The sequence below is a fragment of the Micromonospora sp. NPDC000663 genome (assembly GCF_042898105.1).
Classification (GTDB): domain Bacteria; phylum Actinomycetota; class Actinomycetes; order Mycobacteriales; family Micromonosporaceae; genus Micromonospora.
In genome coordinates, this window is sequence record NZ_JBIAYR010000001.1 from 1,425,009 (window position 1) to 1,451,947 (window position 26,939).

Consider the following 26,939-nt stretch of genomic DNA (forward strand, 5'->3'; position numbering starts at 1 on the left):
TTGCCGGTCCGCGAGGGCGGATCTATCCTGCTCACATGGTCCGCCCACCGCTCACACCGGCACAGATCGCAGCGGGGCAGCGCCTCGGCGCGGCGCTCAGGGTGGCGCGGGGTGGCCGCAGTCTGGTCGAGGTGGCCCTGGCGGCCGGTATCTCACCGGAGACGCTGCGCAAGATCGAGGTGGGTCGGCTTCCGGCGCCGGCGTTCGGCACAGTGGTCTGCCTCAGCGAGGTCCTCGGCGTCGCGCTCAGCGACCTGGCCGAGGTGTGGCTGGCCGATCTGCGCGTCCGTGAGGCGTCCTGAGGGCTCGCTGGGGTCCGAACCCAGCATCCGCATCGACCGGACGACCCACCGCGACGGCCGCGAAAGGGCTTAGGTTAGCTACCCTTCATGACAGTCGGATCGGCGTCGAGCACCCTGACCCAGACCCTGCCCATCGCCCCCTGGCGGCTGTTCGCCGTCGAGGTCCGGGCCGTACGCCGGCTCAGCCCGTCCTTCACCCGGGTCACCTTCACCGGGCCCGATCTGCACCGCTTCGCCGACAACGGCTACGACCAGCGGATCAAGCTTGCCCTGCCACTGCCCGGCCGGCACGGGGTGAATCTCCCCGAGGGCCCGGACTGGTACGCGAAGTGGCGCGCCCTGCCCGAGCGCGAGCGCAACCCGGTGCGCACCTACACGGTCCGCGCGGTCCGCCCGCACGTGTCCGAGGTCGACGTCGACCTCGTTCTGCACGGGGACAGCGGCCCGGCCACCCGCTGGGCGCGGCGGGTACGCCCGGGCGACGAGATCGCCCTGCTCGGCCCGGACGCCGGCTACGACGGTGACCACGGCGGGGTCGAGTTCAAGCCCTCGTCGACCGGGCACCTGCTGCTGGCCGGCGACGAGACGGCCGTGCCGGCGATCAGCGCCATCTGCGAACGCCTCCCGCTCGACGCGTGCGGCACCGTCCTGCTGGAGGTGCCCGACGCCTGTGACGTGCTGCCGCTCGTGACGCCTCCGGGCATCGAGGTGCGGTGGCTGCCCCGGGGCGCGGGCGGGCACGGCAGCCACCTGGTGCCGGCCGTCGCCGCGGCGGCGGGACAGCTGCTGGCCGGCGGTACGCCGCAGGTGACCGCGCAGCCCATCACTGACGTGGACGTGGACGCCGAAATCCTCTGGGAGGTGCCCGAGGAGGTGCCGCCGTCGCGGCTGTACGCCTGGTTGGCGGGGGAGGCGGGTGTCATCCGGACCCTGCGTCGACACCTCGTCGTCGAGCGTGGTCTCGACCGGCGGGCGGTGGCCTTCATGGGTTACTGGCGGCTCGGCCGGGCAGATCCGGTCTGATTCGACCGGTCGCGACGTTTCCCGATCGCACGGCGGGTAATCAGCCGCGCCCACGCAGTCGGGCGGGATGCCTCCGCATCCTCGTCCTGGAGCAAAGGAGCGGCCCGCCGTGTCGGATCAGAAACCTACGGTCGTCCTCGTGCACGGCGCGTTCGCCGAGTCGGCGAGCTGGAACGGTGTGATCGAGCGGCTCGGTTCCGCCTACTCCGTGGTGGCCGCCGCCAACCCGCTGCGCAGCGTCACGGCAGACGCCGCGTACCTGCGGGACGTCATCCGGGGGATCGGCGGTCCCGTCCTGCTCGTCGCTCACTCGTACGGCGGAATGGTCGTCACGGAGGCGGCGGCGGGCGACCCGACGGTGCGTGGCCTGGTCTACGTCAACGCGCTCGCCCCCGAGGCGGGGGAGTCGGCGCTGGCGCTGTCCGCCAAGTTCCCGGGCAGCACGCTCGGCGACACCCTGGTCTCCTACCCGGTGTCCAGCGGGGGCAACGAGGTGGCGATCGGCCAGAACGCCTACCACACGCAGTTCGCCGCGGACGTCAGCGACGACATGGCGGCGCTGATGGCCCGGACGCAGCGGCCGATCACCGAGCAGGCGCTCGGCGAGGGCCTTCCGACGCAGGCGCCTGCCTGGCAGACGTTGCCCAGCTGGTTCGTCTTCGGTGACGCGGACCGCAACATCCCGGTGGCCGCGCATCGCTTCATGGCCGAACGGGCAGGTGCGCGCGGGACCCGGGAGGTGGCCGGCGCGTCCCACGCGATGGCGGTGTCGCAGCCCAGCGAGGTCGCGGAGTCAATCATCGAGGCGATGCGGGGCGTCGGAGCCTGATCGTCGCGGGCGTGGCGTGCGCGCCGGCGTCGCCGCCCCGGCGGCCACGCTCGTTCCGCTACGAGCCGTCCGGGGTGTCGGCGGTGGGAGCCGTGTAGCCCAGCTCGGAAGAGATCTGGTTCGCGGTCGTGAGGAGCAGCGGAAGGTTGCTCTTCAGCTGGTCGAGGTTGGCGATGACCTCGATCGCGGTGATCGAGGCGGCGGCGATGACGAGTCCCCGCGAATCCCGGATCGGCGCGGCGACACACATGACGTAGGCGTCGTGCTCACCGTTGTCGGCGGCCCAGCCGCGTTCGCGGATGCCGACCAGTTCCGCTTCGAGCAGGTCGTGGTCGGCGAGGGTGGTGTCGGTGAACCTCTCGAAGGCGACGTGCGAGAGAAGGCGGTCGCGTTCCTCGGGGGGCAGGTAGGCAAGGATCGTCTTGCCCACGGCGCTCGCGTATACCGACACCGCGCGGCCCACCCGGGAGGGCAGCTTCACGGCGTCGAACGCCTGGCTGTCGACCTTGTCGATGTAGATGATCTCGTCGCCGGTGAGTTGGGCGAGGTGCACGGTGTGGCCGGTCGCGCGTTGCAGGGCGCGCAGGGGCGCGGCGGCGAACTGGCGCAGGTCCATCGAGCCGAGCGCGAGTTCGGACAGTTCGATCAGCCCGCTGCCGAGCACGTAGGTGCCGGCGCCGGTGCGGCGTACGAAGCGTTCGGCCTCCAGCGTCCGCAGGATCCGCAGGGCTGTGGACTTGTGGACGCCGAGCACGTCCGCCGCCTCGGTGAGTGACAGCGGGCGTTCCGCGGATCGGCGGATGAGGTCGATCGCGCGTCGAATGGATTGGGCCACCGGCCAGATCTCCCTTCGTGCGACGGCTGTCCCACCGGCGCTGCTCGTTGCGTAATGTGCAATGTAGCGGACGCGATACGCAACAACTCCTTGACGTCGTTGCATATGTCGCTACGATCGTTGCAAATGTGTTCCGCGGTGTCGTCTCTGACCACCGTCTGGGACGAGCGGTCCTTCTTCGACCCGGGGAGCGGTTCATGACGGTGCCCGAGCCCCGAGGGCGGGCCGCCGACGCGGACTGGTTCGGGACCGCCGCCGAAGCGCTGCCGACCGACGCCGGCGACAGCGTCCTCATCGGCCGGATCTGGGATCCGTCGGTCGACGGCCCCTCACCCGTGACCGTCCGGGACGGCCAGGTCATCGACATCAGCCACCGGTTCTCCACCGTCCGGGACATCTGCGAGCTGCCCGATCCCGCCGCGACGGTGGCCGCGCTCGACGGGCGGGTGCTCGGCGGCATCGGGGCGGTGCTGGCCAACACCGGTGCCGGGACCCGCGACCGCACCCGACCGTGGCTGCTCACCCCGGTCGACCTGCAGGCGCTCAAGGCCGCCGGGGTGACCTTCCCGGTCTCGATGATCGAACGTGTCATCGAGGAACGGGCCCGGGGAGACCTGGCGCTCGCGGCGGACCTCCGTGGCCGGATGCTCGCCGACGTCGGCGCCGACCTGCACAGTCTGGTCCCGGGTTCGGCGCAGGCGCGGCAACTCAAGGATCTGCTGGTCGCCGAGGGCATGTGGAGCCAGTACCTGGAGGTCGGGATCGGCCCGGACGCCGAGATCTTCACCAAGGGGCAGGTCCTCTCCGCCGTCGGCACCGCCGTTCCGGTGGGCGTGCTCGCCACGTCGACCTGGAACAATCCGGAACCCGAGATCGCGCTCATCGTCCAGTCCAGCGGCCGGATCGTCGGTGCCACCCTCGGCAACGACGTGAACCTGCGGGACGTCGAGGGCCGCTCGGCGCTCCTGCTCCCCCTGGCGAAGGACAACAACGCCTCGTGCGCCCTCGGTCCCCTGATCCGGCTGTTCGACGAGCGGTTCGACATGCGGCGGGTGCGCGAACTGGAGGTGGCGCTGACGATCCGTGGGGTGGACGGCTTCCAGCTGGAGGCGGTCTCGGAGATGACCCGGATGTCACGTGACCCGGAGACGCTCGTGCGGCAGATGATCGGCCCGCACCACCAGTATCCCGACGGCGCCGTCCTGATGCTCGGCACGATGTTCGCGCCCATCCAGGACCGGGACCGCCCCGGTGAGGGCTTCACCCACAAGATCGACGACGTGGTACGGATCGGCTGCCCGGCGCTCGGCACCCTGGCGAACCGGGTGCGGCACGCCCAGGAGTGCGCGCCCTGGCACTTCGGCGTCCGCGACCTGATGGGCAATCTGGCACGGAGAGGACTGCTGTGAACGTGGTCAGCACTGTGGACCCGCGCGACGGTAGGCGTCGCCCGACGGACCTCGTCGAGACCGACGAGTCCGCGCTGGAGGCGACCGCGGCCCGGGCGGCCGCGGCGGTGCCGTGGCTGTCCGGGCTGGGCCGGATCGGCAGAGCGCAGATGCTCGACGCGATCGCGGCGTCCCTGGAGTCCCACCGGACGGACCTCGTCGCGACCGCGCAGGCCGAGACCGGACTGGCCCACGCCCGGCTCGACCAGGAACTCACCCGGGCGGCACTCCAGTTCCGGATGTTCGGCGAGGTGCTGCGGGACGGGGCGTACGTCGAGGCGGCCATCGACCACGCCGCCGACACGCCGCTCGGGCGCGGCCCGGATCTGCGGCGGATGCTCGTACCCCTCGGGCCTGTCGCGGTCTTCGGCGCCAGCAACTTCCCGTTCGCCTTCTCGGTCGCCGGAGGCGACACCGCCGCCGCCCTCGCGGCCGGTTGTCCCACGGTCCTGAAGGCACACCCGTCGCACCCGTTGACCTCGCACGCGTCCGCCGAGGCGATCGCGTCGGCCATCCGCGAGCTGGGCGCGCCCGAGGGCGTGACAGCCATCGTGTACGGGGAACAGGCCGGCCCCGCGCTGGTGCGCCACCCCGCGATCCGCGCGGCCGCACTGACCGGCTCCCTCGGCGCGGCCCGCGCCATCCAGGCGGCCATCGACGAACGGCCCGACCCCATTCCCCTGTACGCCGAGCTGAGCAGCCTGAACCCGACAGTCGTCCTGCCCGGAGCGGCGGCCGACCGGGGAGACCAGATCGCCGAGGGGCTGTTCGCCTCCTTCACGGCGTCGGGCGGTCAGTTGTGCACCAAGCCGGGGCTGGCGTTCATCCCGTCCGACCCCGGCGGCGACCATCTGGTCGAGGGGCTACGGGAGCGGGTCGACGGCTCCGGCGGCGCGGTCCTGCTCAACGAGCGCATCCGGGACGCGTACGAGAGCGGGGCCGCCGCGTTCGAGCGGGCCGGCGCCCGCGTCGCGGCGCGGCCCCGGGTCGAGCCCGGCGCGGGGTTCACCGTCGCGCCGACCCTGCTGGAGGTCGGTCTGCCGGGCCTGACTGCCGAGATCGCCGACGAGTGCTTCGGTCCGCTCCTGGTGGTGGTCCGGTACCGCGACGTCGCCGACCTCGACACCGTGCTGGCCACCGTCCCGCCGTCGCTGACCGGCTCGGTCCATCACGGCCCCGGCGACGACGCCGACGTCGTACGCCGACTCGTCGAGGGGCTCGCGGAGCGCGCGGGTCGCATCGTCTTCGACGGCTATCCCACAGGGGTCCGGGTGTCCTGGGCCCAGCACCACGGCGGGCCCTGGCCGTCGACGAACACCGTGCACACGTCGGTGGGCGCCACGTCGATCCGACGATTCCTTCGCCCCCTGGCCTGGCAGGACGCCCCGGCCTGGATCCTCCCCGAGGAGCTGCGGGACGAGTACACCGCCATTTCCCGACGGGTCGACGGGAGATGGGAGCCGGCAACGGGGGAGCCGCGGCGATAGGTGTCCGCGCCCGCTCCGCCATCGCTGAATCCGCATCCCGGACGCAGGACAGAAAGGTGTGCTGATGTCGACGACAGATCGTCCGCTGCGCAGCGGCGAGTGGTTCGGTGCGCAGGGCCGCAACGGGTTCATCCACCGGTCCTGGATGCGCAACCAGGGTTTCGCCGACGACGTCTTCGACGGTCGCCCGGTGATCGGCATCGCCACCACCTGGTCGGAGCTGACCCCCTGCAACGCCCACCTCAGGGACCTCGCCGAGTCGGTGAAGCGGGGCGTGTGGGAGAGCGGCGGTCTGCCGCTGGAGTTTCCCGCGATGAGCCTGGGCGAGCCCCTCATGCGACCCACGACGATGCTCTACCGCAACCTGCTGGCCATGGAGCTGGAGGAGTCGGTCCGCGCCAACCCGCTCGACGGGGTGGTCCTGCTCTCCGGCTGCGACAAGACAACTCCCGGCCTGCTGATGGGCGCGGCGAGCGTCGACCTGCCGACTCTCATGATGACCGGCGGGCCGATGCTCAACGGCAAGTTCCGGGGCCGGGACATCGGCTCGGGCACCGTCGTCTGGCAGTTCACCGAGGAGATGCGGGCCGGTCGGATGACCGCTGCCGACTGCGCGGAGGCCGAGGTCGGCATGTCCCGCAGCCGGGGCCACTGCATGACCATGGGGACCGCCTCCACGATGGCCTGCGTGACCGAGGCGCTGGGCGTGCAGCTGCCGGGAGCCGCCGCCGTACCGGCCGTCGACTCCCGCCGGTACGCGCTCGCGCACGCCGCCGGCCGCCGGATCGTCGCCATGGTCGAGCAGGACCAGCGGCTGTCGTCGGTGCTCACCCGGCAGGCGTTCGAGAACGCCATCCGGGTCAACGCCGCGATCGGCGGGTCCACGAACGCGGTGGTCCACCTGCTCGCGATCGCCGGGCGCCTCGGCGTCCCCCTGTCGCTCGACGACTTCGACACCCTCACCGCCGACGTGCCGATGGTGGTCAACCTGATGCCGTCCGGGGCGTACCTGATGGAGGACTTCGCCTACGCGGGCGGCGTACCGGCGGTGATGGCGGAGATCGCCCCGCTGCTGCACCTCGACCACGTCACAGTGAGCGGGGCGACGGTGGCCGACAACATCGCCGACGCCCGGTGCTGGAACCGGGACGTCATCGGCACCATGGCCGAGCCGTTTCAGGCAGCCGGCTCGGGCACGGTGGTGCTGCGCGGGTCGCTCGCGCCGTCCGGGGCCGTGCTGAAGGTCTCCGCCGCCTCGGCCCATCTGCTCACGCACACCGGGCCGGCGCTCGTCTTCGACCGGATCGAGGAGTACGTCGTCGCCGCCGACGATCCGGACCTGGACGTCACCCCCGAGACGGTGATCGTGGTACGCAACGCCGGACCGCGCGGCTACCCCGGCTTCCCCGAGGTGGGTAACGTGCCCATGCCCCGCCGGCTGCTCGCCGATGGCATCACCGACATGGTGCGGATCTCCGACGCCCGGATGAGCGGCACCGGGTACGGCACCTGCATCCTGCACGTGGCACCGGAGGCGTCAGTGGGTGGTCCTCTCGCGCTGGTGCGTACCGGCGATCTGGTCCACGTCGACGTGTCGACGCGCCGACTGGACCTCCTGGTCGACGACGAGGAGTTGACCCGACGCCGTTCCGGCTGGCAACCGCCACTGCCGACGGCCGAGCGCGGCTGGACCCGCCTGTACAGCGAGCACGTCCTTCAGGCGGACCAGGGCGCCGACCTCGACTTCCTCGTCGGCGGCAGCGGCAGCGCCGTACCCCGCCACTCGCACTGACGGTCACGAGAGGAACTCCACGTACCCGTCCGTGCCGTTGACGCGGATGCGCTGCCCGTCGCGGATCAGCGTGGTCGCCTGTGCCACCCCCACCACGGCGGGCAGCCCGTACTCCCGGGCGATCACCGCGCCGTGGGTCATGAGGCCGCCCACCTCCGTCACCAGGCCCCGGACCGCGACGAACAGCGGGGACCAGCTCGGGTCGGTGAAGGCGGTGACCAGGATGTCGTCCGGTTGCAGGTCGGCCTCGGCCAGGTCCAGGATGACGCGGGCGCGCCCCTCGACCGTCCCCCCGGACACCCCGAGGCCGACCAGCGCGCCGGCCGGCACGTCGTCGCGCCGGTACGCCCCGAGGAGCGCCTCGCCCTCGGACGTGAGCACGCGGGGCGGGGTGAGCTGCCGGTACGACCGGAACTCGTCCCTGCGTCGGCGGATGAGCCTGTCGTCGACGCGTCGGGTGCGCACGACGTCGTGCAGTTCGTCGAACGTCAGGTAGAAGATGTCGTCGGTCGTGCCCAGCACACCGGCCCGTACGAGTCGTTCGGCCTCGGCCAGGAGGGCCTGCTTGTAGACGAGGTAGCGGCTGACGATGGCGTACTTGGGATACTCCCGGTAGCCGATGAAGGTGCGGACGCGGTCGATCATCCGCTTGGTCTCGTCGGCCCTGCGCTGCCCGTCCGGCTGCGCCCTCAGGCGTTCCAGGACATCCCGCTCCTTCTCGAGCGCCGCCTGGCGTCCCTGCTCGAAGCGCCGCTCACGCGCGCCGGGTTCGAAGTTCCTGACGTTGTCGAGGATGAGCGGCGCGAGGGTGCTCGGGCGCTCGATCCAGCGCGGTCGGCTGATGTCGATCTCGCCGACGCAGCGCATGCCGTACCTGTCGAGGTAGGCCTGGAGGGCGGCGCGCGCCTGCGGGCCGCCCGGCAGCCGGGCCAGGTCGTCGAGGAAGTTCTCGTCCCCGGCCCTGTGCAGGAAGGTCACCACCTCCGGGTGGGGGCGGACGACGTCGGCGACGTCCAGGAGCGCCAACCCCATCTCGGACGTGATGTTGTGGGGTGCGGACAGGGTGAGTGTGTCTGCCGCGTTCTTCTCACCCAGCCACTCCTGGAGCTGGTCGTTGAGCCACCAGGTGGCCTCCATCCCCGCCATGATCACCTGCATGCTGAGCGGATCGGCGAGTGCCCGCTTGTGGTCCCCGAAGGCCTCCAGCAGGAAGCTGAACAGCGCCGGACCGCTGACCGTCGCGATGTCGCGCCGCAGGTCGGCGATGGACGCCTGGCTGCGCTCGATCAGCTCGGTGACGATGGCCGGGTCGGTGTCGATCGGGGTGGGGGCGGGGCCGGGTGGCCCGGCGGGAGCGGCATCGGTGACGATCGGGACGAAGTCGGCGCGGTCGAGGACGGTCTCCAGCGCGTCCCTGGTCAGCGGATCGGACCTGCCCACCATCGCCAGGAGGGCGGCGCGGCTGGCCGGCGAGGACAACTGCCGGGTGGCGTCGACGAACAGCCGGCCACCTGCCACGTGCATCGGCGCCAGGGCCGTCAGCTGCCATATGGAGAGCCCCAGGGGCGTCATGGCGTCGGTCATCATCTGCTGGTGACCCACCGAGAGGTAGACGTGGTTCCCGGCGTCGTCCGCCTCGGGGATGGGGAACAGCGTGGTGACGGGCCGGCTCTGGACGATGTGGAAGTCGGAGTCCACCAGGCACCATTCGATGTCCTGCGGGTGGCCGAGGTGGACCTCGATCCGCCGGCCGAGCCGTACGAGCCGTAGGACCTGCTCATCGGTGAGGGCCGGCTCCTCCTGCCGGTCGTCGTCGACCGCCTGCCGCGTCGTCCCGCCGGTCGGCACGGGCTGGATGGCGAGCGGCTTGGCGGCGATGGCCCGCTCGACGACGCGGTCGTCGCGTACCCGGTAGGCATCCGCGTTCACGAGCCCGGAGACCAGGGCCTCGCCGAGGCCGACGACGGCCTCCACGGATGCGACCCTGCGGTTGGAGGTGACCGGGTCGGCGGTGAACAGGACGCCCGCAGCCTGCGGGACGAGCATCCGCTGTACGACGACGGCCATCTCGACCGTCCGATGGTCGATGCCGTTGCGCTGGCGGTAGGTCACCGCGCGCTCGGTGAAGAGGGAGGCCCAGCACCTGCTGACGTGCCTCCGGATCTCCGCCGCCCCGATGACGTTGAGGTACGTGTCCTGCTGGCCGGCGAACGAGGCGGTCGGCAGGTCCTCCGCCGTCGCGCTGGACCGGACGGCGTACGCCGCGTCGTCGCCGAGCCGGGTGAGCGCCCTGTCGATCGCCGCCGACACCTCGTCGGGGAGGGCGACACCATCGAGGGTACGGCGGATCCGGGCGCTCACCGCGCCGATCGCCTCCCGGTCGTCCGGGTCCAGCCCGCAGAGGTCGTCGAGCAGGTCCCCGATCGCCGGCGCCCCGGCCAGGACCAGCCGGAAGGCGTCCGTCGTCACGCAGAACCCGTCCGGCACGCGGACACCGTCTATGCGGGACAACGCCCCGAGGTGCGCGCCCTTGCCGCCGACGAGGGCGATCCGCGACTCGTCGACCTCGCGCAGGCCCACCACATACCGCTCGTTCATCACGGCCCCTTTTGAGAAATGTCGCTCTGTTCCACCGGCGGATCGGTCTGGCGCGTGCGCGTTTTTCGTCCGCTCGCGGCTCCGGCCGACGATTCTGCGCCGCACCCCGGGTCTTGTGGCAAGCCCCCGGGTGCGATATACGTTTTAGAGGGAACAATTCCGCGCCGTCTTCGCCGCTGCGGACGAAAACTCTTCTCGCGAGTGCGTCTTTCAGAAAACGTCCGGGACGTCACCGTGCCTCGCGCGGGAGGATGGTCATGGCTGGTCGGCGGCAGGTGCTGTTCATCCAGGGCGGTGGCGCGGGCGTGCACGACGACTGGGACAGGGCGCTGTCCGACAGTCTGCGACGGGAGTTGGGCGACGGGTACGAGGTCCGTTATCCGCGGATGCCCGACGAGGGCGACCCGACCTACGCGACCTGGAGCCCGGCCATCCGGCGGGAGGTCGCGGCGCTGGACGACGGGTCGGTCGTGGTGGGGCACTCGGTGGGCGCCACGATCCTCGTCCACACGCTCGCCGACCGACCGCCGCGGCGGCACCTCGCGGCCATCGTTCTGCTCGCCGCGCCGTTCGTCGGTCCGGGCGGGTGGCCCTCTGACGAGTTCGAGATGCCACACGACCTCGGCGAACGGTTGCCGCCCGGCGTGCCGGTGCACGTGTTCCACGGGCTCGAGGACGACACCGCGCCGCCCGCGCACGCCGACCTGTACGCCCGGGCCATCCCGCACGCCCGGCTGCACCGGCTGCCCGGCCGCGATCACCAGCTGGGCGACGACCTCGCCGAGGTGGCGGCGGTGCTGACGCTCCTCGATCCGCGTACCCCCTGATCCCCGCCGGTCGGAGGCTGCCCGCCGGCGCGCGCCGAAAACTGGTGCCCGTCCGGGGGTAACCAAACCGGCCGGCCAACCCGTCAGGTCAGGTGACAGGGTCGCCGTGCCGGTGGCCGACCGGGGAGGAGTACGGGACATGCACGACGTCCGCAGGCTTTTGGGGGACGATCTGACCCGGCATCCCGCCCCGCCGCTTGGCGATCTGGTCCAGCAGGCGATGGTGCAGGGTCGCCGGCTGCGCCGACGACGCCGCCTGGCGGGGTTCGGTGGCGGGTCGGCGCTCGTGCTGCTGCTCGTCGTCGGGTTGGCCGTCGGGCCGTTCGACAGGTTCGGGGCGGTCCCCGTTGATGTCGGCGCGCCGGCCGGACCGGTTGTCGGGTCATCGGCCGGGACGCCTGCCACCGCCTCGCCACCGCCCCCGCTCGGGGCGCCCGGCGCCGCGGCCGCCCCGGGGCCGCTCCGCTGGGCGCCGGCGCCGCCGACCGCGACCCGGGTGCTCGGCACCGTGGGGGTCGGCCGCAAGCCGGTGAGCGGTGCGCGGACCACCACCCCGCAGGCCGCCCTGGAGCTGCTGACCCGGCTGCTGCCGAGGGGCAAGACCAGCCACTACGCGATGCTGCCCAACGACGGGGCGGGCCCCGGTATGCCCTTCGTCCAGCTCTACCTGGATCGGGGCAAGGGGCCGGGGATGCTGCGGCTCTCCATCTATCAGGACGAGCGCGGTGGCGACCCGCCTCCGGGGACAGTGGAGCTGACCGAGCTGCCGGACAACTGCGTGCAGGACAGGATGGTCACCGTGCACCACGGCCGTGGCCTCCGGATCGACCTGCTGATCTCCGCTTGCCTCGAGGGGGATGGGAACAACAATCCGGCGGCGACCCCCGCCCTCTCCGTCGAGGAGGCGGTCGATGTGGCGGCCAACCCGCTCTGGGGTACGGAAATGCCAGCCGACATCGTCGCCTCCGGTGCCAAGACCTTCACGCCACTGGCCCGGTCGAATGGCTGACGAGGAGTTCGTCGAATTCGCGCAGGCGGCCGGCGGCCGCCTGCGCGACGCCGCGTTCCTGATGTGCCGCGACTGGCACCTCGCCCAGGATCTCACCCAGACGACGCTGGCCAAGGTGTACGCCAACTGGAGGCGGGTCCGTCGAGCCGACGACCCCCACGCGTACGCCCGCAAGATCCTGGTGCGCTGCGTGATCGACCAGCAGAGGCGTCGATCCAGCCAGGAGTTGGCCGTGTCGAGGCCGCCGGAGCGGGCCGAGGAACATCCCGCGGAACTGCGGATGACGCTGCTGGACGCGATCGCCACCCTGCCACCGCGGGACCGGGCGATAGTCGTCCTGCGGTACTGGGACGACCTGAGCGTGGAGACCGTCGCCGAGGCCGTCGGCGTCTCGATCGCCGTGGTCAAGAGCCAGAGCATGCGCTCGCTCAGCCGGCTGCGCGACCTGCTCGGCGAGAGCCGGCTCGAATTGTTCGCCGAGGAACGCCACTGAGCGGTCCGGTCCGGTTCGGCGGTGATCGTCGCCGGTCGGCGGGTGCGCGTCGCGCACCCGCCACATTGTCGTGGGTCTGGGGAGGTCCATCGTGTCCGTGTCGGTCAGAGGGCGTGGCGCGGGCCGGCGCCGGGTCGCCGTGCTGGCAGCGCTGCTGTCGGCGGTGGTGGTGTTCGGCGGCGGCTGTCAACGTTCCGAGTCGGACGACGTGGCCGGTACGCCACAGACGGTGAACGCCACGTTGCTCGACGCCGGCATGTTGCTGAGCGCTGGTGATCTGGGTGCGGCCTGGCGGGAGGGCGACGCTCCGGCCGGGTCGCCGCCGTGGCCGTGGGAGCAGAGCAGCTGCCCGCACTATCGCGGCGGCGACTACCCGGCCCGGTCGTACCGGCAGAGCGCCGTGGAGCGCTTCTACCGCCCGGCGGACGGCTCGTCGCCGGCACACCACGTGGTGGAGAAATTCGCGCCGGGATGGGCCGAGCGCAACGTCGAGGACGTCCGGCGCGTCCTCGTGCGGTGCGCGGACTACCGGATGCTCGGATCGCGTATCTCATTTACCGTCGTGGATCAAAATTACCGCGCGGGCGCCGGGATGCTCATCCGGGGTCGTATCGAGCACGAGGACCGTCCGGCGACCGTCACGTATTTCGTCGTGCTGAAACGAGGTGAGGTGGTGTCGACGTTCAGCCTGCCGGATCCGGGTAGTCGCGCCGCATTGGATTCCGTCGCGGCGAGAGCGGCGGCCCGCCTTGGCTGAACGGAACGGCAGAGGGCTGCCTCGCCGCTGGGTCGTCTCGGCGGTCACGATGTCCGTCGCCGGCGTCGCCACCGCCGCCTACGGTGCTACGCGCGGTGTGGGCCACGAGGGCGCCGCCGCCTCGCCGAGTCGGACGCCCGCCCAACCGGTCCCCACGACGCCGGCCGTCGACTGGATCGGGCAGGCGCGAACGCGGATCGAGACCTACGTGCGGCAGTACGACGGCCACCTGGCAGTCGCCGCACTGGACCGGCGCGGGTCGGCGGCGGTGACCGTCGGGGCGCGACGTTTCGAGACCGCCAGCATCGTCAAGGTCGACATCCTCGCGGCACTCCTGCTGCGCCAACGACCGCCTGGCAGGGCCCTGAGTTCGGCCAACCGGGAGTTGGCCGAGGCGATGATCCGGTCCAGCGACAACGACGCGGCGAGTGCGCTGTGGCAGAAGATCGAGGGATCGCGGGGGCTCACCGCCGCGAATCGCACACTCGGTCTGCGGGAGACCAAACCCCGCTCGCAGTGGGGTCGTACCACCACCACTGTGGCCGACCAGATCCGGCTGCTGGGCGCGCTGACGTCGCCGACCGGGCCGCTCACCGCGCAGGACCGCCGTTTCGTCATGGGGCTCATGTCGACTGTGGTGCCGGAGCAGCGCTGGGGGGTCACCGCCGGGCGGGCGCCCGGCAACCGTGGCACCTACGTCAAGAACGGCTGGGACACCGCCGACGCCGACGGTGGGCGCTGGCTCGTCAACAGCATCGGGCGGGTTGTCGAGGACCGCCACGACTGGCTCGTCGCCGTGCTCTCCGACCATCACGTGAGCCGGGAGGCAGGTGTCCGGGTCGTCGAGAAGGCCGCCACGTACATACTTCGGGAGCTGCGCGCCGCCGCGGCGCACGACACCCCCGCCCAGGGGTAGGTCGCGCGGCGCGCGGCGGCGGTCGGCTTGCGCGACGGGGTTGTGTTCCCTGGGGATTACGACTTGACGAACAGCATGTTATCGCTCACAGTCGATGGACAAGGACGACGGCACCCGAGGCTTACCGGGCGAGCCTGCTGCGTCGACCTCGAATCACACGTGCGTCAGGACATGCCGGAACAGTGTTAACGCAAACAATCTTGTGGCATGCGCCAGGCCGTGCGTCGCGGTGCGCCCAGCTCGGGTGAACCGTTCGGCTCCTGGTTACTGGAGGAGGACCATGTCTGCCCTTGATAGGTCTCCATCGATCGTATCGCCGTCACGGCGGCGGCGAGGATGGTTGCTGCGACTCGTCACCGCCGGCGTCGCGGCGGTGGTCGCCGGTGGCGCCGCCGCCGTGGCGGTGACATCGCCCGCCGCCGCGGCGACTGTCGACACCAGCGCCTGGTACGTGCTGGTCAACCGCAACAGCGGCAAGGCCCTGGACGTGTACAACCTGGCCACCAACGACGGCGCCCGGATCACGCAGTGGACGCGGAACAACGGCAACCAGCAGCAGTGGCAGTTCGTGGACTCGGGCGGCGGCTACTACCGGTTGAAGTCGCGGCTGTCCGGCAAGGTGCTGGACGTCTACAACTTCTCCACCGCCAACGGCGCCAACATCGTGCAGTGGAGCGACGGCAACGGGACGAACCAGCAGTTCCGGCTGGCCGACTCCGACAGCGGCTACATCCGGCTGATCAACCGGAACAGCAACAAGGTGGTGGAGGTGCAGGGCGCCTCGACCGCCGACGGAGGCAACGTGGTGCAGTACGACGACTGGAACGGCAGCAACCAGCAGTGGCAGCTCGTCCGTGTCGACGGTGGGGGCAACCCGACCACGCCGCCGCCGACGGGTACGTGCAGTCTGCCGTCGTCGTACCGGTGGTCGTCCTCGGGGGTGTTGGCGAACCCGAAGTCGGGGTGGGTGTCGTTGAAGGACTTCACTGTGGCGCCGTACAACGGTCGGCACCTCGTGTACGCCACGACCCATGACACCGGTACGCGGTGGGGGTCGATGAACTTCAGTCTGTTCTCGAACTTCTCGGAGATGGGTTCGGCGAGTCAGAACACGATGAACTCGGCCACCGTCGCGCCGACGTTGTTCTACTTCGCGCCGAAGAACATCTGGGTCCTGGCGTACCAGTGGGGCGGCACCGCGTTCTCGTACCGCACCTCGACCGATCCGACGAACCCGAACGGCTGGTCGGCGGCGCAGACCCTGTTCACCGGCAGCATCACCGGCTCGGGCACCGGCCCGATCGATCAGACGTTGATCGCGGACAGCACGACGATGTACCTGTTCTTCGCCGGTGACAACGGCAAGATCTACCGGGCGAGTATGCCGATCGGGAACTTCCCGGGCAGTTTCGGCTCGTCGTACACCACGATCATGAGTGACACCACGAACAACCTGTTCGAGGCCCCGCAGGTGTACAAGCTCCAGGGCCAGGACCGGTACCTGATGATCGTCGAGGCGATCGGCTCGCAGGGCCGCTACTTCCGGTCCTTCACCGCGACGAGCCTGTCGGGGTCGTGGACGCCGCAGGCCGCCACCGAGAGCAACCCGTTCGCCGGTAAGGCCAACAGCGGGGCGACCTGGACCAACGACATCAGCCACGGGGAACTGCTGCGCACCAGCGCGGACCAGACGTTCACCGTCGACCCGTGCAACCTGCAACTGCTCTACCAGGGCCGCTCGCCCAGCTCCGGCGGGGACTACGGCCTCCTGCCCTACCGACCCGGCCTCCTGACCCTGCAACGCTGACCACACGACACACGGGCGGGCACGGCCAACAGGCCGTGCCCGCCCTGCCGTGCGAGAGGTGGTGCTGGGCCGCCGCCTGAACGACGTCGACCCGACGCCCCCGCGTGCCAGAGTGGGACATGCCATTGAGCGCGTACCACCTCAGAGCGTCGATCGCCGTGTCCGACATCCAGACGGCTGTCGCCTTCTACGAAGGCAAGCTGGGCCTGCCGGTGCTGCGGTCCGGTCCCAGCGCCACAATCGCCGGCGGCAGCCGGATCTACGGCTCCGGTGGCGGGCCGGCGCTGAACGTCTACCAGTCGGTGACCGCCGGGAAGACCCAGGCCACGCTGGCGACGTGGTACGTCGACGACCTCGACCGGATCGTCGACGAGCTCAGCTCGGCCGGTGTCGAGTTCGTCCGCTACGAGCAGTTCGACCACGACGCCCGGGGAATCACCCCGCGCGCTGGAGGTGGACGTATCGCCTGGTTCCAGGACCCGGACGGCAACACCTTCGCCCTCGAGGCCGACACCTGACCGTCGGTGCGTCAGGCGTCACCTTGACGCTGTCGGCTAATCGTATTAGCTTAAAGCTAACGCACATAGCTAACCGGGGAGAGCTGATGACCGAACACCTGACCGTCGACGGCGGCACCATCGCGTACGAGGTGACAGGCGACGGACCACTCGTCGTCCTCGCCCACGGCATAGGGGACAGCCGCGAGGCGTACCGTTTCGTCGCCCCACGCCTGGCGGCCGCCGGCTACCGGGTGGCCGCGGTCGACCTGCGGGGCTGCGGCGAGTCGAGCGTGGGATGGCCGTCGTACAGCCGCACCGACATCGCGGGCGACCTGCTCGCGGTGATCAGGCACCTCGGCGGCCCGGCCGTGCTTGTCGGTCACTCGATCTCGGGTGGGGCCGCCACCATCGCCGCCGCCCAGGCGCCCGACCTGGTCACCGGCATCGTCGAGTTGGCGCCGTTCACCCGCAAGCAGTCGATCAGGCTGGGCGACCTGCGGGTCGGCCGTTACCGCAGGGGCATGATCCGACTGCTCGGGGCCGGCCTGCTGGGCAGCGTGCCGCTCTGGCGCAGCTACCTCGAGGTCGCGTACCCGGGCAGGAAGCCTGCCGACTGGACCGCCCGGATGGCCCGCGTCGACGCCATGATGCGCGAGCCCGGCCGGATGAAGGCCCTGCAGAAGATGGGCCAGTCGGCGCCTGTCGACGCCGGGGCGCAGCTGGCGAACGTCCGCTGCCCCGTGCTCATCGTCGAGGGCACGCTCGACCCGGACTGGGCCGACCCGCGCGCCGAGGGCGAGGCGATCGTGGCCGCGCTCCCGGCAGGTCTGGGCCGGCTCGACACCATCGAGGGCGCCGGCCACTACCCGCACGCGCAGTACCCCGACGAGGTGACCGCGCTGGTGCTGACCTTCCTGCGCGCGAACGCCCATGCCTAGGGCCGGCCTCGCCCCGGCGGCGGTCGTCGCTGCCGGGGCCGCGCTCGCCGACGAGGTCGGCTTCGCCAACCTGTCGATGGGTCTGGTGGCCGAACGGGTCGGCGTCCGGACACCGTCGCTCTACAAACACGTCGACTCGCTGGAGGCGCTGCGTCGGGGCATCTCCATCCAGGCCCGCCGCGAACTCGGTGACACGCTGGTCCGGGCGACCGTCGGCAGATCCGGCCCGGACGCCGTCCGCGCGTTCGCCGACGCCTACCGCCGCTGGGTTCTCGACCATCCGGGCCGCTACGCCGCCACCGTCCGCGCGCCCGACCTCGATGACGAGGAGGACCGCCGCGCCGGCGACGAGGCCCTGCGGATCCTGCTCGACGTCCTGGCCGGCTTCGGGTCGCCGGGCGCCGATGCCATCGACGCCGCCCGCGCGCTGCGCTCGGCGCTGCACGGCTTCGCCAGCCTGGAGAGCGCCGGCGGCTTCGGGCTGCCCCGCGACGTCGACCGCAGCTACCGGTTCCTCGTCGAGACTCTGATCAGCGGCCTGGGAGCCGACCGGGCCGGTGACGGCGAAGGGGAGGCCTGACCGCCGCTCCCCGCCGCCGTCAGACCAGCAGTTGCTCCCGCAGCCGTGCGCCCAGGTTGATCGCGCCCACCGCCCGGGGCCCGGCCGGATCGTGCACGCCGACCGTGTTGTTGCGGCGCATCAGCTCACGGACCGCGGGGGGCAGTCGGGGCGGATCGTCCATGGCGGCGAGGACCTGCGCGGCGCTCGAGATCAGTCGATCGACCAGGGCGGCGGCGTCGGTGTCCACCCGTACCCGGCCGTACTCCCAGCCGGCGGTGGTGAGGTCCAGCACCTCGAACACGCGGGTCACGACCGGGACCGGATCGGTCACCCGCTCGAGACGGCGCGCCTGGCCGCCGACCACGGAGACAGCGGCGGCCAGCTGGGCGTACGGGTGGTAGCCGCACGGCAGCGCGAACAGGGGCCACCGCAGCGCCGGACCGACCTCCTTCCACAGTGGCCGGTAGTTGCGGCGGTTCACCAGCAGCCGTCGACCCGTCCGTCGGTGGTAGTCCTGGGCCTGGGCCTGCAGGTCGGCGTGGGCCTCGTCGGCGACCTGGCTCACGATCCCCGCCGCCACCACCAGGCCGTCATCGCCGTCGAGGACTCCGGTGACCGCCTCGACCTGCTGGGCGAACGGGATCCGCGCGTGGGCGCCGTACCTCTGCCGGACGTCCCGCAGCAGCGCCTGCTGCCGCTGCGGATCGAGCTGGACCCGCCCGCCACCCAGCAACCGCTGGAGCCAACCCATCTCGCCTCGTTTCAGCAGAGCCGTCCCGGACCGCGGCAATGCTAGTGCGTCGGACCCCGCCCGGTGCTGAAGGGGTGGCGACCGGCCACGGTCATCGGCAGGCGGGCCACCCTCCTGGGCTCTCTACGAGGCGTACGCCGGCAACCTGTACCAGGTCCGGCGCTCGTCGGACAACACGACACGCAACATCGGGCTCACGGGTACGGGCGGCACCCTGATGAAGAAGCAGGGCGCCATCATCCTGGGCAGCGGCGGGGACTGCTGCAAGCCCGACGGCGGCGCGAACCTCAGCGACGGCACCTTCTACGAGGGGGCAATGGTCGCCGGCTGTCCCAGCGATGCCACCGAGAACGCGGTGCAGGCCAACGTGGTCACCGCTGGCTACCGCTGACCTGTACGGGAAGCGCGCGGCACACCCGTGCGCCGGTCACCACTCGATGATGGCCGGCGCACCCGCGCGGCCGGTCAGGAGACCGCCGCCTTCACCAACTCGACGACCCGCTTCTCCACCTCGGGGCTCCACGCGCGCAGCGCGTACGCCACAGGCCACAGGTCACCGTCGTCGAGGTTGGCCGTGTCCTGGAAACCCAGTGTCGAGTACCTGTAGTTGAACTTGGCGGAGTCCTGGAAGAAGACGACGATCTTGCCGTCCTCGTTCGCGTACGCGGGCATCCCGTACCAGGTCTTCGGTGCCAGGTCCGGTGCGGTCGCGGTCACCGTCACGTGCACCCGCTCGGCGAGCGCGCGGTCCTCCGGCTCCATCTGCGCGATCCGGTCGAGGACCGCCTGGAGGCCGTCGGCCCGCTTCGCGCCCTTGCGGCCCTCGGCACGCAGCTCGGCGGCGCGCTCCTTCATCGCGGCGCGTTCCTCAGCGGTGAAGCCGTCGGATGGGGTCGTGGACGTCTTCGCGGACATTCGCGGGCTCCCTCTCTCTGGTGAGGCTCGGCGTGCTGCCGTCTACCTGGTAAAAGGCTAGGCTCGGCGACCCGCGGACGCTTCTTGATTCCTGATCGATGACTGGTGCGGCGTGACGTGCCTCCGTGACCGCGCCACATGACCGGGCCGTCCGTACCCGACTGGGCGGCACACCGTCGGACCGGTGTCCGCCGGACACGCACAAGCCCCGGTCGGAACGTGTCCGACCAGGGCTTGTGCGGTTGTCCTACCGGCGGCTTCGCCGGGTCATGAGACGAAGCGGGTACGGCGGCGGCGCCCCATCAGGAACAGGACGGCGCCCGCGGCCAGCAGGGCGACCCCGCCGCCCAGCGCCAGGCTGGACTGGCCGGTGATCGGCAGCGATGGTCCGTCGCCGGCATCTCCGCCACCGGCACCGCCACCGGCACCGCCACCGGCAGGGTTGACGACAAGTGCGGCGACGTCGTTGTCGGACGTGACGTCAGGGGTCGAGGACTTCGCCGTGACGGTGCCGGTCAGCTCCCCGGCCGTGTCGACCCGCAGCCCGAAGTTCCAGGTGACCGCCTCGCCCACGTCGAGCGGGTGGACGGCCGTCCGGCAGACGTAGCCGGCGTCCGCCTTCGCGCAGCCGTCCGGCACCGCCGTGACGGTGGTGCCCTTCGGCGGTACGACGGTCACGGTCGCGGCCGGCTCGCTGATCCCGGAGGCGTACGCGGGACCGAGGTTCTTGACACCCACCTTCGCGGTGACCGTGGCGCCGACACTGGCGCGGACCTGCCCGCCGACGGCGCTCACGTCGGAACGGTTGGTGCCCTCGACGGTGAGGATCACGTGCTGCGAGTCCAGGAAGACCGAATCCTCGGTCTGGGCGCCCTGGGCGCGCAGACCTTCGGTCTTGCGGACCAGGCCGAGGGTGCCCTGCGTGCCGCGGGTCGGCTTGGTGGCCCGGACCATGTCGAGGTTGTCCCGCCCGTCGACCGGAGTCGACCAGGTGAACCCGGCCCCGGCGACACCCGGCGCCGGCACCTGCGGCCGAAGCTGCAACGGCAGATCCTCGGACAGCCGGTACTCCTGACGGGGGGCCAGCGTGGCGTCGAAGTGGCAGTACGCGGCGAAGCTGCCGTACTCGCAGTTGTCGTAGCGCTTCGGCACCGTGAACATGGCCTCGTAGTAGAAGAACAGGTCGACGCCGGTGATCGCGTTGTCGCCGGCGTTGCGCACCGTGAGCGGGTTGGTGAAGACGTCGCCCGGCTTGGCCTTCTTGCTGATGATCGGCCCGACCTCCAGGGCGACCTTCTCGCTGACGGTCACCGTCGACGTCCTGGTGTACGTCTGGTCGCGGCTGGCCACCTTGACGCTCACCTCACCCTCGTCGCCGACCTTCGCCGCCGCCAGCGGCCGGAAGGTGAGCGTGGTGATGCCCGCGAACAGGTTCTCCGAGGCGAGAGTGTCGAACGTGCAGGTGATCGTGGTGCCCGACTGCTTGCACGGGTCGAGGCCCTCGAACGTGAGCGCGGCCGTGGCGACACCGGCGAGCTTCGAGGTGTCGATGGTGACCGTGACGTCGTTGAGCGCGAAGTCGGTGTCGTAGTTGTAGAGGTAGACGGACTGGGTCTTGCCGAACGAGCCGGGCACCAGAGCGGTGTGGTCGAGGCGGAGCTGCGTGCCCTTGGGCAGCGCGACCGCGGACGGCGGCGCCACGGCGTTGGCGCCGAGCACCCCGATGGCGCAGGCGCCGAACCACGCGGCGACCCGCAGTAGACGTGAACGACTCACTGATGTTCCTCCCCCGTTGATGAACGGGGGAGATCCTAGCCTCCGTGACCTGTGCGTGGGGGGCGTCGGGACGACGGACCGCCCTCGCTGGACGTAGGCTTCGGCCTATGTCCAGCTGGCCATGGCAGGGCCGGGCGACGAACGTGTCAGTGGTGTTCGTGGTCGGCCTGGTCGCGCTCGTCGGCCTCGTGGTGCAGTCCGAGGGCGTCGACTCCGCCGCCGACCGGGTGGCCCTGCTGGTGGTGCTGGCCTCCTCCGGGGCGCTGTACGTGCGCCGCCGTCACCCGGTGTGGGTGGGCGTGGTGGCGCTTGTGGCCGTCGGCGCGTACGGGGCACTGCTGCACCGGCCGGGGCCGGTCATGCTGGTCTTCGTCGTGGCGCTCTACACGGTCGTCGACGAGGGCCACCTCGCGGTGGCGATCGGGCTCGGGGTCGCCTCGGTGGTCGCCTTCGCCGTGGCGGACGGCGGCAACCGTGTGGGGCCCGACTCCAACGGTGCGACGCTGCTGCACGCCGGCTGGCTCGTCGCGGTCATCGTCGGCGTGACCCGCAACCGCCGGGCGTACGTCGCGGAGGCGCGGGCCCGGGTGCTCGAAGCGGAGCAGACCATGCGGGAGGAGGCCCGTCGGCGGGCCACCGAGGAACGCTTGCGCATCGCCCGTGAACTGCACGACGCGCTCGGCCACCACCTCTCGCTGATCAACGTGCAGGCCAGCGCCGCGCTGCACCGCCCGGATCCCACCCGGTCCGTGCAGGCCCTCACCGCGATCAAGCAGACGAGCAGGGACACGCTTCGCGAGTTGCGCGCGACGTTGGACGTCCTGCGGCAGGAGAGCGGGACACCCGCCGCGGCACCCGGCCTGAACCGTCTCGACGAGCTGGTGCATGTGGCCGGAGGGTCCGGGTTGGCGATCCGTGTAGACGTGACCGAGACCCGGCCGTTGCCGCCGGAGGTCGACCTGGCGGTGTACCGGATCGTCCAGGAAGCGCTCACCAACGTGGCCCGGCACGCGGGCGCGACCGCCGCCGTGGTCCGGGTGCGGCCCCAGGGGGACGACGTGCTGGTCGAGGTCGACGACGACGGCAGCGGGTCAGCCGGGCCGCCCGGCAACGGCATCATCGGCATGGGTGAGCGTGCGCGGTCGCTCGGCGGTTCGCTCACCGCGCGCCCGGGGCCGGACGGCGGCTTCCGGGTGCGGGCCCGCCTCCCGCTGCGACCAGGCGATGTGCCGGCGGGAGCGTCGGCGTGATCCGGGTGCTGCTCGCCGACGACCAGACCCTGGTCCGTGCCGGCTTCCGGTCCATCCTGGAGGGCGAGGACGGCATCGAGGTGGTCGGTGAGGCCGCCGACGGCGCCGAGGCGGTGCGTCTCGCCCGCCTGTCGCGGCCGGACGTCGTCCTGATGGACATCCGGATGCCCGGGCTGGACGGCCTGGCGGCGACCCGCGAGATCACCGAGCGCTCCGAGATCCGGGTGATCATCCTGACCACGTTCGACCTGGACGACTACGTGTACGGCGCGCTGCGGGCCGGTGCCAGCGGTTTCCTGGTCAAGGACACCGAGCCCGCCGAACTGATCCACGGCGTGCGGGTGGTGGCCCGTGGTGACGCGCTGATCGCGCCGTCGATCACGCGCCGGCTGATCTCCGAGTTCGCCGCCCGGGCCCGGCATCCGGACCCGGGCCCACGGCTGAACGCGCTCACCGACCGGGAACGCGAGGTGATGGCGCTTGTCGCGGCCGGGCTGTCCAACGACGAGATCGCGGCGCGACTGGTGTTGAGCCCGGCCACCGCCAAGACGCACGTCAGCCGGATCATGACCAAGGCGGGGGTCCGGGACCGGGCCCAGGTGGTCATCCTCGCCTACGAGTCCGGTCTGACGGTCCCCGGATGGCTCGCCCGCGACCGCCCGTGACCCGGCCGCCGGTCCCGTTCAGCCGGCACGCCGGGAGCGGGCCAGCGCCAACCCGCCGAGAACGATGCTGACGAGGCCGACCACCAGAGCCACGTAGGCGCCGCCACGTCCGTTGCCGGTGCCGATGCCACTGTCGGAGGTGGCCACGACGATGCCGCCGAGGACGACACCGATCAGCCCGGCCGTCACGGCCACGGCCGGCCGGAGCCGCGCGTTTCCGGCACCGGTGGCGGGGCGGGCCAACGCGAGACCCCCGATCACCACGCCGATCAGCCCCAGCACAGCGGCCACGGAGGCGCCGAGCCGACCGGCGCTCATCGTGGTGACGCTGGCGGCGAGCAGGTGAATGTCGTACATGGCGGTTCCCTTCGCTCACGAGTGGATGCCGTTGCAGCGTATGGAGCCGCAGGGTCACCGGTCGTCAGGCCGGAGTTGTCGATGGGCCTACCACCACGGGTGTACTGGCGCGACACGACGCACCACCCCGGTTGCGACCCGCACACGCCAACGCCGCCGCCTGCCGAAGAACCGGCAGGCGGCGGCGCTGACGCGACGCTCAGGAGTACGGGAGCCGCAGCACCGACTGGTTGCCGATGCCCACAGTGCTGGGGTTGCTGCCGATCGCCGACCAGACCTCCACCCGGACCGTGCCGTTGGTCAGCGCGCCGAACGTTCCGGTGGCCGAGGCGAGGCCGGCGGCCTGGGTGTAGTGCTCGTAGCCGGAGACCGGGTCGGTGGCGAAGTACCGCCACGTCTCGACCCGTTCCCAACTGCCGTTGCCGGTCAGGTCGTAGGAGACCCGCACCTGCACGCCGTTGCCGACCGCCGTACCGGCATCGACGAACAGGTCGAACGCGGTCTGCGCGCCCGAGTAGGCGAGGGTGAGCCCGGTCGCCGTGAACACCTGGGCGTTCGTCGGCGTACCGTCGTGGTTTCCGTTGGCGGCCGCGACAGCGGTCGTGGCCGCGCCACCGGCGGCGCCCAGACCACCACCGGGCAGCAGGTACCGCGTCGGGCTGCCCGTCGGCGGCGGCGTGGTCGGTGGCGGCGTCGTCGGCGGGGGATCGGTGGGCGTCGGGGACACGCCGCCGGCCGCGTTGCCGCCACTCCAGGTGTACGCCCCGGTGGTGGCCGTCCTGCCGGCGCCGACGGTGAGCGTGGTGCCGTTGGAGAACGTCACAGTGACAGGTGACGCGGTCGGGTTCGACGCCACGTAGGTACGCGCCCCGTTGCGCGAGAAGACCGCCGACAGCGGATGGTTGCCGGTGACCGTCGTGTCGACTGTGCCCAGCGCCGCGAGGTTGCGGATCCAGTGGAAGGTGTGCGCCCTGCTCTCGCCCTCCTCCGGGGTGTAGCCGGGGTTCGCCCGCAGGTTCGCCAGTGCCGCGTCGGGATCGCCGAGCGCCTGGAACTGCCAGAGGATGTCCTGCCACACCGTGGGTTGTCCGCCGTTGTTGCGGACCAGTTCGGCGTAGTTGGTGCGCACGTACGCCGGGTTGTTGCCGAGGTAGAGGTGTCCACCGGTGACGGGCAGCAGGTTGATGCCCTGGATCATCTCCGGGTCGGCACTGAACCAGGTGGCGTACGCGCCGCCGTCGCCCCAGACCATGCCGACAGTGGAGTGCCCGAAGGCGGCGGGGAAGTTCTGGTCGCTGACGTCGAACCAGTACTCCTGGATGGCGGCGGCCTGCGTGGTGTAGAGGAAGACACCCGCGTCACGGACGGCCGTGTTGCCGGTGACCTGCCCCCACTGGATCAGGGCGTTGGCGAAGTTCATCCCCTCGGACGAGGACTCCTGGTTGTTGCCCGAACCGAACGAGCCGTGCCCGGACGCCCAGTCGTGCCCGGCGTAGATGTCGAAGTCCCGCAGGTAGGGAAAGCGGGTGTCGTCGCGCCGGTAGTTGTTGGCGTCGCGGATCAAGAGGTCCACCATGCCGCCGTAGCGGCTGGTGCTGGCCCACGACGGGTCGAATTTGGCAAGTGTCGCGGCGGCGGCGATGTAGTAGCCGTAGTGGAAGTGGTGGTCGTTGAGTTCCTGGTCGGAGCCGTACGACGCCGGGTAGCCGATCAGGGTGCCCCAGTTGTTGTCGTAGTAGAAGACCCGGCTGGTCTTGCCGCTGGACGCGGTGAACCAGTCGGTGAGCGTGCTGCGGATGGCGTTCAGCGCGCTGTCGCGCGTCGTGGTGTCGTTGACCAGGTCGGCGATCTCGGCGATCCGGGCGGCCCGGCCGAGGCCCTTGCCGGTCCAGTACGTGTCGCCGCCGCGCTGGTCCATCGGGTTTGCGCGCACGGCGGCCAGTTGGCTGGTGAGCGTCGCCAGGTCGCTTCCGCTGCCGTCGCCGACGGCGGGCAGCTCCGGCAGGACACCCTGGTACTTCATGGCGGTACGGAACTGGTTGACGCCTGTGAGCACCTTCATCCGGCCGCGCGCCGACGGGTAGGTGGGCGTGATCGCGGTGGACCCGCTCAGCGACTTCCACTGGTGCGGGTAGAGGCTGACCACCGTCTGCGTCGCGGTGCCCTCCCGGGCGGTGGTGGTGAACGCGTACGTGGTGGTCAGGCCGCTGGTCGCCGGGTCGTAGGCGTACGACACCTGGGTGCCGGTGACGTGGGCGTGCGCGTACCGGCCGTAGGTGGCGGCCAGGTCGGCGCGTTCGCTCGCGCTCGACGTCGGCGGCAGGAGAGCGACGGAGAAGTAACCCCGGCCGTTCAGGGTGGACGTGATCCGACCGGACGCCACGGTCCAGCTCGCGCCGCTGGGGGCGTACCCGACGTAGTCGTGGCCGTTGACCCGGAAGCCGATTGTCGCGCCACTGTTGGACCAGACCTCGGGGGTGCCGGCGGTGCTGATCTGCGCGTTCCCGCCGGTGGTCTGGAAGTACGCGAAGGGCAGCCCGTGGCCGATGGTGGCGCGCATGGTGCGCGTGCCGTCACTCCAGTACGGGCTGACGGTCCAGTCGGTCCAGCCGTCGACCTTGACCACTGGTGCGCCGAGGCCGGCCAGGCCCACCCGGATGTCCTGGACGTACGGGTAGTGGAATTCCCCGACGCCTGTCGCGGTGCCGCTGATGGCGGGTGTGGAGTTGGCGGAGAAGCCGAGGCCGTCGGTGTAGGTGTCGTACGAGATCGGGTGGGCGTGCAGGGGCTCGCTGAAGGAGCAGTCGGTGCGCTTGAACAGCAGCGAGGACCACCAGTCGTTGGTGGGTACCGCGCCGGTGGGGGCGTTGGCGGTGACGAACTGCCGGGGGTTTGTGGACATCGGTCCGCACCCCGTGGGCAGCGGCCCGACAGGGGTGGTGGTGTAGCTGCCGGCGCCGACGGTTGCGGCCGCTGCGGGGCCGGTGACGGGGATGGCCAGGCCGCCGACGACAAGCGCCAGGGCTGTCGTGACGGCCAGGATCCATCGGCGGTGGGGGACGGGAGGTTTCATGGTGCCTCCATCGCGCGTCGGTGCCGGTG

At 71.3% G+C, this 26,939-nt stretch carries 24 protein-coding genes and 1 pseudogene; 18 read left to right on the forward strand and 7 right to left on the reverse strand.

The features are described 5' to 3' along the window. Positions 1-35 precede the first annotated feature (35 nt). The 3 genes from ACFY1S_RS06840 (at position 36) to ACFY1S_RS06850 (ending at position 2,154) form a co-directional block, all read left to right on the forward strand. Positions 36-302 carry a helix-turn-helix domain-containing protein gene (locus tag ACFY1S_RS06840; RefSeq protein WP_074318219.1) on the forward strand — a complete coding sequence of 89 codons (267 nt, stop codon included), beginning with the start codon at positions 36-38 and terminating at the stop codon, positions 300-302. Between the two features lie 114 nt (positions 303-416). After that, positions 417-1,325 carry a siderophore-interacting protein gene (locus ACFY1S_RS06845; RefSeq protein WP_387114359.1) on the forward strand — a complete coding sequence of 303 codons (909 nt, stop codon included), beginning with the start codon at positions 417-419 and terminating at the stop codon, positions 1,323-1,325. 109 nt (positions 1,326-1,434) lie between these two features. After that, complete coding sequence (locus ACFY1S_RS06850; RefSeq protein WP_387113544.1) at positions 1,435-2,154, forward strand: alpha/beta fold hydrolase; 720 nt, start codon at positions 1,435-1,437, stop codon at positions 2,152-2,154. A 58-nt stretch (positions 2,155-2,212) separates the two neighbouring features. Here ACFY1S_RS06850 and ACFY1S_RS06855 read toward each other — a convergent pair whose 3' ends face one another. Next, a complete protein-coding gene (locus ACFY1S_RS06855) occupies positions 2,213-2,989 on the reverse strand; it encodes an IclR family transcriptional regulator (RefSeq protein ID WP_387113546.1) in 777 nt (258 codons plus the stop codon). A 197-nt stretch (positions 2,990-3,186) separates the two neighbouring features. On the opposite strand from ACFY1S_RS06855, the gene ACFY1S_RS06860 reads away from it, so the two are divergent. The 3 genes from ACFY1S_RS06860 to ACFY1S_RS06870 all read left to right on the forward strand — a co-directional run bounded on the left by ACFY1S_RS06860 (position 3,187) and on the right by ACFY1S_RS06870 (position 7,716). Further along, positions 3,187-4,398 carry a fumarylacetoacetate hydrolase family protein gene (locus tag ACFY1S_RS06860; protein WP_387113548.1) on the forward strand — a complete coding sequence of 404 codons (1,212 nt, stop codon included), beginning with the start codon at positions 3,187-3,189 and terminating at the stop codon, positions 4,396-4,398. Further along, positions 4,395-5,924: an aldehyde dehydrogenase family protein gene (locus ACFY1S_RS06865; RefSeq protein ID WP_387113550.1), complete on the forward strand. Its 1,530-nt coding sequence runs from the start codon at positions 4,395-4,397 to the stop codon at positions 5,922-5,924. Before ACFY1S_RS06860 ends, ACFY1S_RS06865 begins: the two co-directional genes overlap by 4 nt. A 64-nt stretch (positions 5,925-5,988) precedes the next feature. Next, positions 5,989-7,716 (forward strand): IlvD/Edd family dehydratase, encoded by a 1,728-nt coding sequence (locus ACFY1S_RS06870; RefSeq protein ID WP_387113552.1) that lies wholly within the window; start codon positions 5,989-5,991, stop codon positions 7,714-7,716. Between the two features lie 3 nt (positions 7,717-7,719). Here the strand turns inward: ACFY1S_RS06870 and rph are convergent, their stop codons facing one another. Further along, positions 7,720-10,314, reverse strand: a complete 2,595-nt coding sequence (gene rph / locus ACFY1S_RS06875; RefSeq protein ID WP_387113554.1) for a rifamycin-inactivating phosphotransferase — start codon at positions 10,312-10,314, stop codon at positions 7,720-7,722. A 257-nt stretch (positions 10,315-10,571) separates the two neighbouring features. Between rph and ACFY1S_RS06880 the strand changes: the two genes are divergently transcribed. From ACFY1S_RS06880 to ACFY1S_RS06920, 9 genes are all read left to right on the forward strand, one after another. Further along, positions 10,572-11,141: an alpha/beta fold hydrolase gene (locus tag ACFY1S_RS06880; protein ID WP_387113556.1), complete on the forward strand. Its 570-nt coding sequence runs from the start codon at positions 10,572-10,574 to the stop codon at positions 11,139-11,141. Positions 11,142-11,280: 139 nt separating this feature from the next. Continuing rightward, a complete protein-coding gene (locus ACFY1S_RS06885; RefSeq protein ID WP_387113558.1) occupies positions 11,281-12,150 on the forward strand; it encodes a hypothetical protein in 870 nt (289 codons plus the stop codon). Next, on the forward strand, positions 12,143-12,643 hold the full coding sequence (locus ACFY1S_RS06890; protein WP_387113560.1) for a SigE family RNA polymerase sigma factor: 501 nt from the start codon (positions 12,143-12,145) through the stop codon (positions 12,641-12,643). The genes ACFY1S_RS06885 and ACFY1S_RS06890 overlap by 8 nt, the downstream gene beginning before the upstream one ends. 91 nt (positions 12,644-12,734) lie before the next feature. After that, a complete protein-coding gene (locus tag ACFY1S_RS06895) occupies positions 12,735-13,400 on the forward strand; it encodes a hypothetical protein (protein WP_387113562.1) in 666 nt (221 codons plus the stop codon). Next, the gene (locus ACFY1S_RS06900; RefSeq protein WP_387113564.1) at positions 13,393-14,316 is read left to right on the forward strand and encodes a serine hydrolase; all 924 of its coding nucleotides are present in this window, start codon (positions 13,393-13,395) and stop codon (positions 14,314-14,316) included. Before ACFY1S_RS06895 ends, ACFY1S_RS06900 begins: the two co-directional genes overlap by 8 nt. A gap of 280 nt (positions 14,317-14,596) precedes the next feature. Next, complete coding sequence (locus ACFY1S_RS06905; RefSeq protein ID WP_387113566.1) at positions 14,597-16,123, forward strand: non-reducing end alpha-L-arabinofuranosidase family hydrolase; 1,527 nt, start codon at positions 14,597-14,599, stop codon at positions 16,121-16,123. A 158-nt stretch (positions 16,124-16,281) separates the two neighbouring features. Further along, positions 16,282-16,641, forward strand: coding sequence for a VOC family protein (locus ACFY1S_RS06910; protein WP_387113568.1), 360 nt, complete (start codon positions 16,282-16,284; stop codon positions 16,639-16,641). Between the two features lie 86 nt (positions 16,642-16,727). Next, positions 16,728-17,561, forward strand: a complete 834-nt coding sequence (locus tag ACFY1S_RS06915) for an alpha/beta fold hydrolase (RefSeq protein WP_387113570.1) — start codon at positions 16,728-16,730, stop codon at positions 17,559-17,561. Next, positions 17,554-18,141: a WHG domain-containing protein gene (locus ACFY1S_RS06920; protein WP_387113572.1), complete on the forward strand. Its 588-nt coding sequence runs from the start codon at positions 17,554-17,556 to the stop codon at positions 18,139-18,141. The genes ACFY1S_RS06915 and ACFY1S_RS06920 overlap by 8 nt, the downstream gene beginning before the upstream one ends. Positions 18,142-18,160: 19 nt before the next feature. On the opposite strand, the gene ACFY1S_RS06925 is transcribed toward ACFY1S_RS06920, so the two are convergent. Further along, positions 18,161-18,874: a hypothetical protein gene (locus ACFY1S_RS06925; RefSeq protein WP_387113574.1), complete on the reverse strand. Its 714-nt coding sequence runs from the start codon at positions 18,872-18,874 to the stop codon at positions 18,161-18,163. Between the two features lie 130 nt (positions 18,875-19,004). Between ACFY1S_RS06925 and ACFY1S_RS06930 the strand changes: the two are divergent. Beyond that, a pseudogene (locus tag ACFY1S_RS06930) lies at positions 19,005-19,265 on the forward strand (arabinofuranosidase catalytic domain-containing protein); the annotation flags it as partial. Between the two features lie 74 nt (positions 19,266-19,339). On the opposite strand, the gene ACFY1S_RS06935 reads toward ACFY1S_RS06930, so the two are convergent. Both ACFY1S_RS06935 and ACFY1S_RS06940 read right to left on the reverse strand, forming a co-directional pair. Next, positions 19,340-19,789, reverse strand: a complete 450-nt coding sequence (locus ACFY1S_RS06935; RefSeq protein ID WP_387113576.1) for an iron chaperone — start codon at positions 19,787-19,789, stop codon at positions 19,340-19,342. Between the two features lie 267 nt (positions 19,790-20,056). Next, positions 20,057-21,565, reverse strand: a complete 1,509-nt coding sequence (locus ACFY1S_RS06940; protein WP_387113578.1) for a hypothetical protein — start codon at positions 21,563-21,565, stop codon at positions 20,057-20,059. A gap of 107 nt (positions 21,566-21,672) precedes the next feature. On the opposite strand from ACFY1S_RS06940, the gene ACFY1S_RS06945 reads away from it, so the two are divergent. Together ACFY1S_RS06945 and ACFY1S_RS06950 are read left to right on the forward strand one after the other, a co-directional pair. Further along, positions 21,673-22,815: a sensor histidine kinase gene (locus ACFY1S_RS06945; RefSeq protein ID WP_387113580.1), complete on the forward strand. Its 1,143-nt coding sequence runs from the start codon at positions 21,673-21,675 to the stop codon at positions 22,813-22,815. After that, positions 22,812-23,480 carry a response regulator gene (locus ACFY1S_RS06950; RefSeq protein WP_387113582.1) on the forward strand — a complete coding sequence of 223 codons (669 nt, stop codon included), beginning with the start codon at positions 22,812-22,814 and terminating at the stop codon, positions 23,478-23,480. Before ACFY1S_RS06945 ends, ACFY1S_RS06950 begins: the two co-directional genes overlap by 4 nt. Positions 23,481-23,498: 18 nt before the next feature. On the opposite strand, the gene ACFY1S_RS06955 is transcribed toward ACFY1S_RS06950, so the two are convergent. Beyond that, positions 23,499-23,837, reverse strand: coding sequence for a DUF6223 family protein (locus tag ACFY1S_RS06955; protein WP_387113584.1), 339 nt, complete (start codon positions 23,835-23,837; stop codon positions 23,499-23,501). Positions 23,838-24,036: 199 nt separating this feature from the next. Then, entirely contained in the window at positions 24,037-26,910 is a 2,874-nt protein-coding gene (locus ACFY1S_RS06960) for a glycosyl hydrolase (RefSeq protein ID WP_387113586.1), read from the reverse strand. Positions 26,911-26,939: the final 29 nt, after the last annotated feature.

Bases quoted from the DNA above. Each gene is read 5' to 3' on its own strand.
- ACFY1S_RS06840 (WP_074318219.1), top strand. From the start codon at position 36: ATGGTCCGCCCACCGCTCACACCGGCACAGATCGCAGCGGGGCAGCGC.
- ACFY1S_RS06860 (WP_387113548.1), top strand. From the start codon at position 3,187: ATGACGGTGCCCGAGCCCCGAGGGCGGGCCGCCGACGCGGACTGGTTC.
- ACFY1S_RS06870 (WP_387113552.1), top strand. From the start codon at position 5,989: ATGTCGACGACAGATCGTCCGCTGCGCAGCGGCGAGTGGTTCGGTGCG.
- rph (WP_387113554.1), bottom strand. From the start codon at position 10,314: ATGAACGAGCGGTATGTGGTGGGCCTGCGCGAGGTCGACGAGTCGCGG.
- ACFY1S_RS06880 (WP_387113556.1), top strand. From the start codon at position 10,572: ATGGCTGGTCGGCGGCAGGTGCTGTTCATCCAGGGCGGTGGCGCGGGC.
- ACFY1S_RS06885 (WP_387113558.1), top strand. From the start codon at position 11,281: ATGCACGACGTCCGCAGGCTTTTGGGGGACGATCTGACCCGGCATCCC.
- ACFY1S_RS06890 (WP_387113560.1), top strand. From the start codon at position 12,143: ATGGCTGACGAGGAGTTCGTCGAATTCGCGCAGGCGGCCGGCGGCCGC.
- ACFY1S_RS06905 (WP_387113566.1), top strand. From the start codon at position 14,597: ATGTCTGCCCTTGATAGGTCTCCATCGATCGTATCGCCGTCACGGCGG.
- ACFY1S_RS06915 (WP_387113570.1), top strand. From the start codon at position 16,728: ATGACCGAACACCTGACCGTCGACGGCGGCACCATCGCGTACGAGGTG.
- ACFY1S_RS06920 (WP_387113572.1), top strand. From the start codon at position 17,554: ATGCCTAGGGCCGGCCTCGCCCCGGCGGCGGTCGTCGCTGCCGGGGCC.
- ACFY1S_RS06925 (WP_387113574.1), bottom strand. From the start codon at position 18,874: ATGGGTTGGCTCCAGCGGTTGCTGGGTGGCGGGCGGGTCCAGCTCGAT.
- ACFY1S_RS06935 (WP_387113576.1), bottom strand. From the start codon at position 19,789: ATGTCCGCGAAGACGTCCACGACCCCATCCGACGGCTTCACCGCTGAG.
- ACFY1S_RS06945 (WP_387113580.1), top strand. From the start codon at position 21,673: ATGTCCAGCTGGCCATGGCAGGGCCGGGCGACGAACGTGTCAGTGGTG.
- ACFY1S_RS06955 (WP_387113584.1), bottom strand. From the start codon at position 23,837: ATGTACGACATTCACCTGCTCGCCGCCAGCGTCACCACGATGAGCGCC.
- ACFY1S_RS06960 (WP_387113586.1), bottom strand. From the start codon at position 26,910: ATGAAACCTCCCGTCCCCCACCGCCGATGGATCCTGGCCGTCACGACA.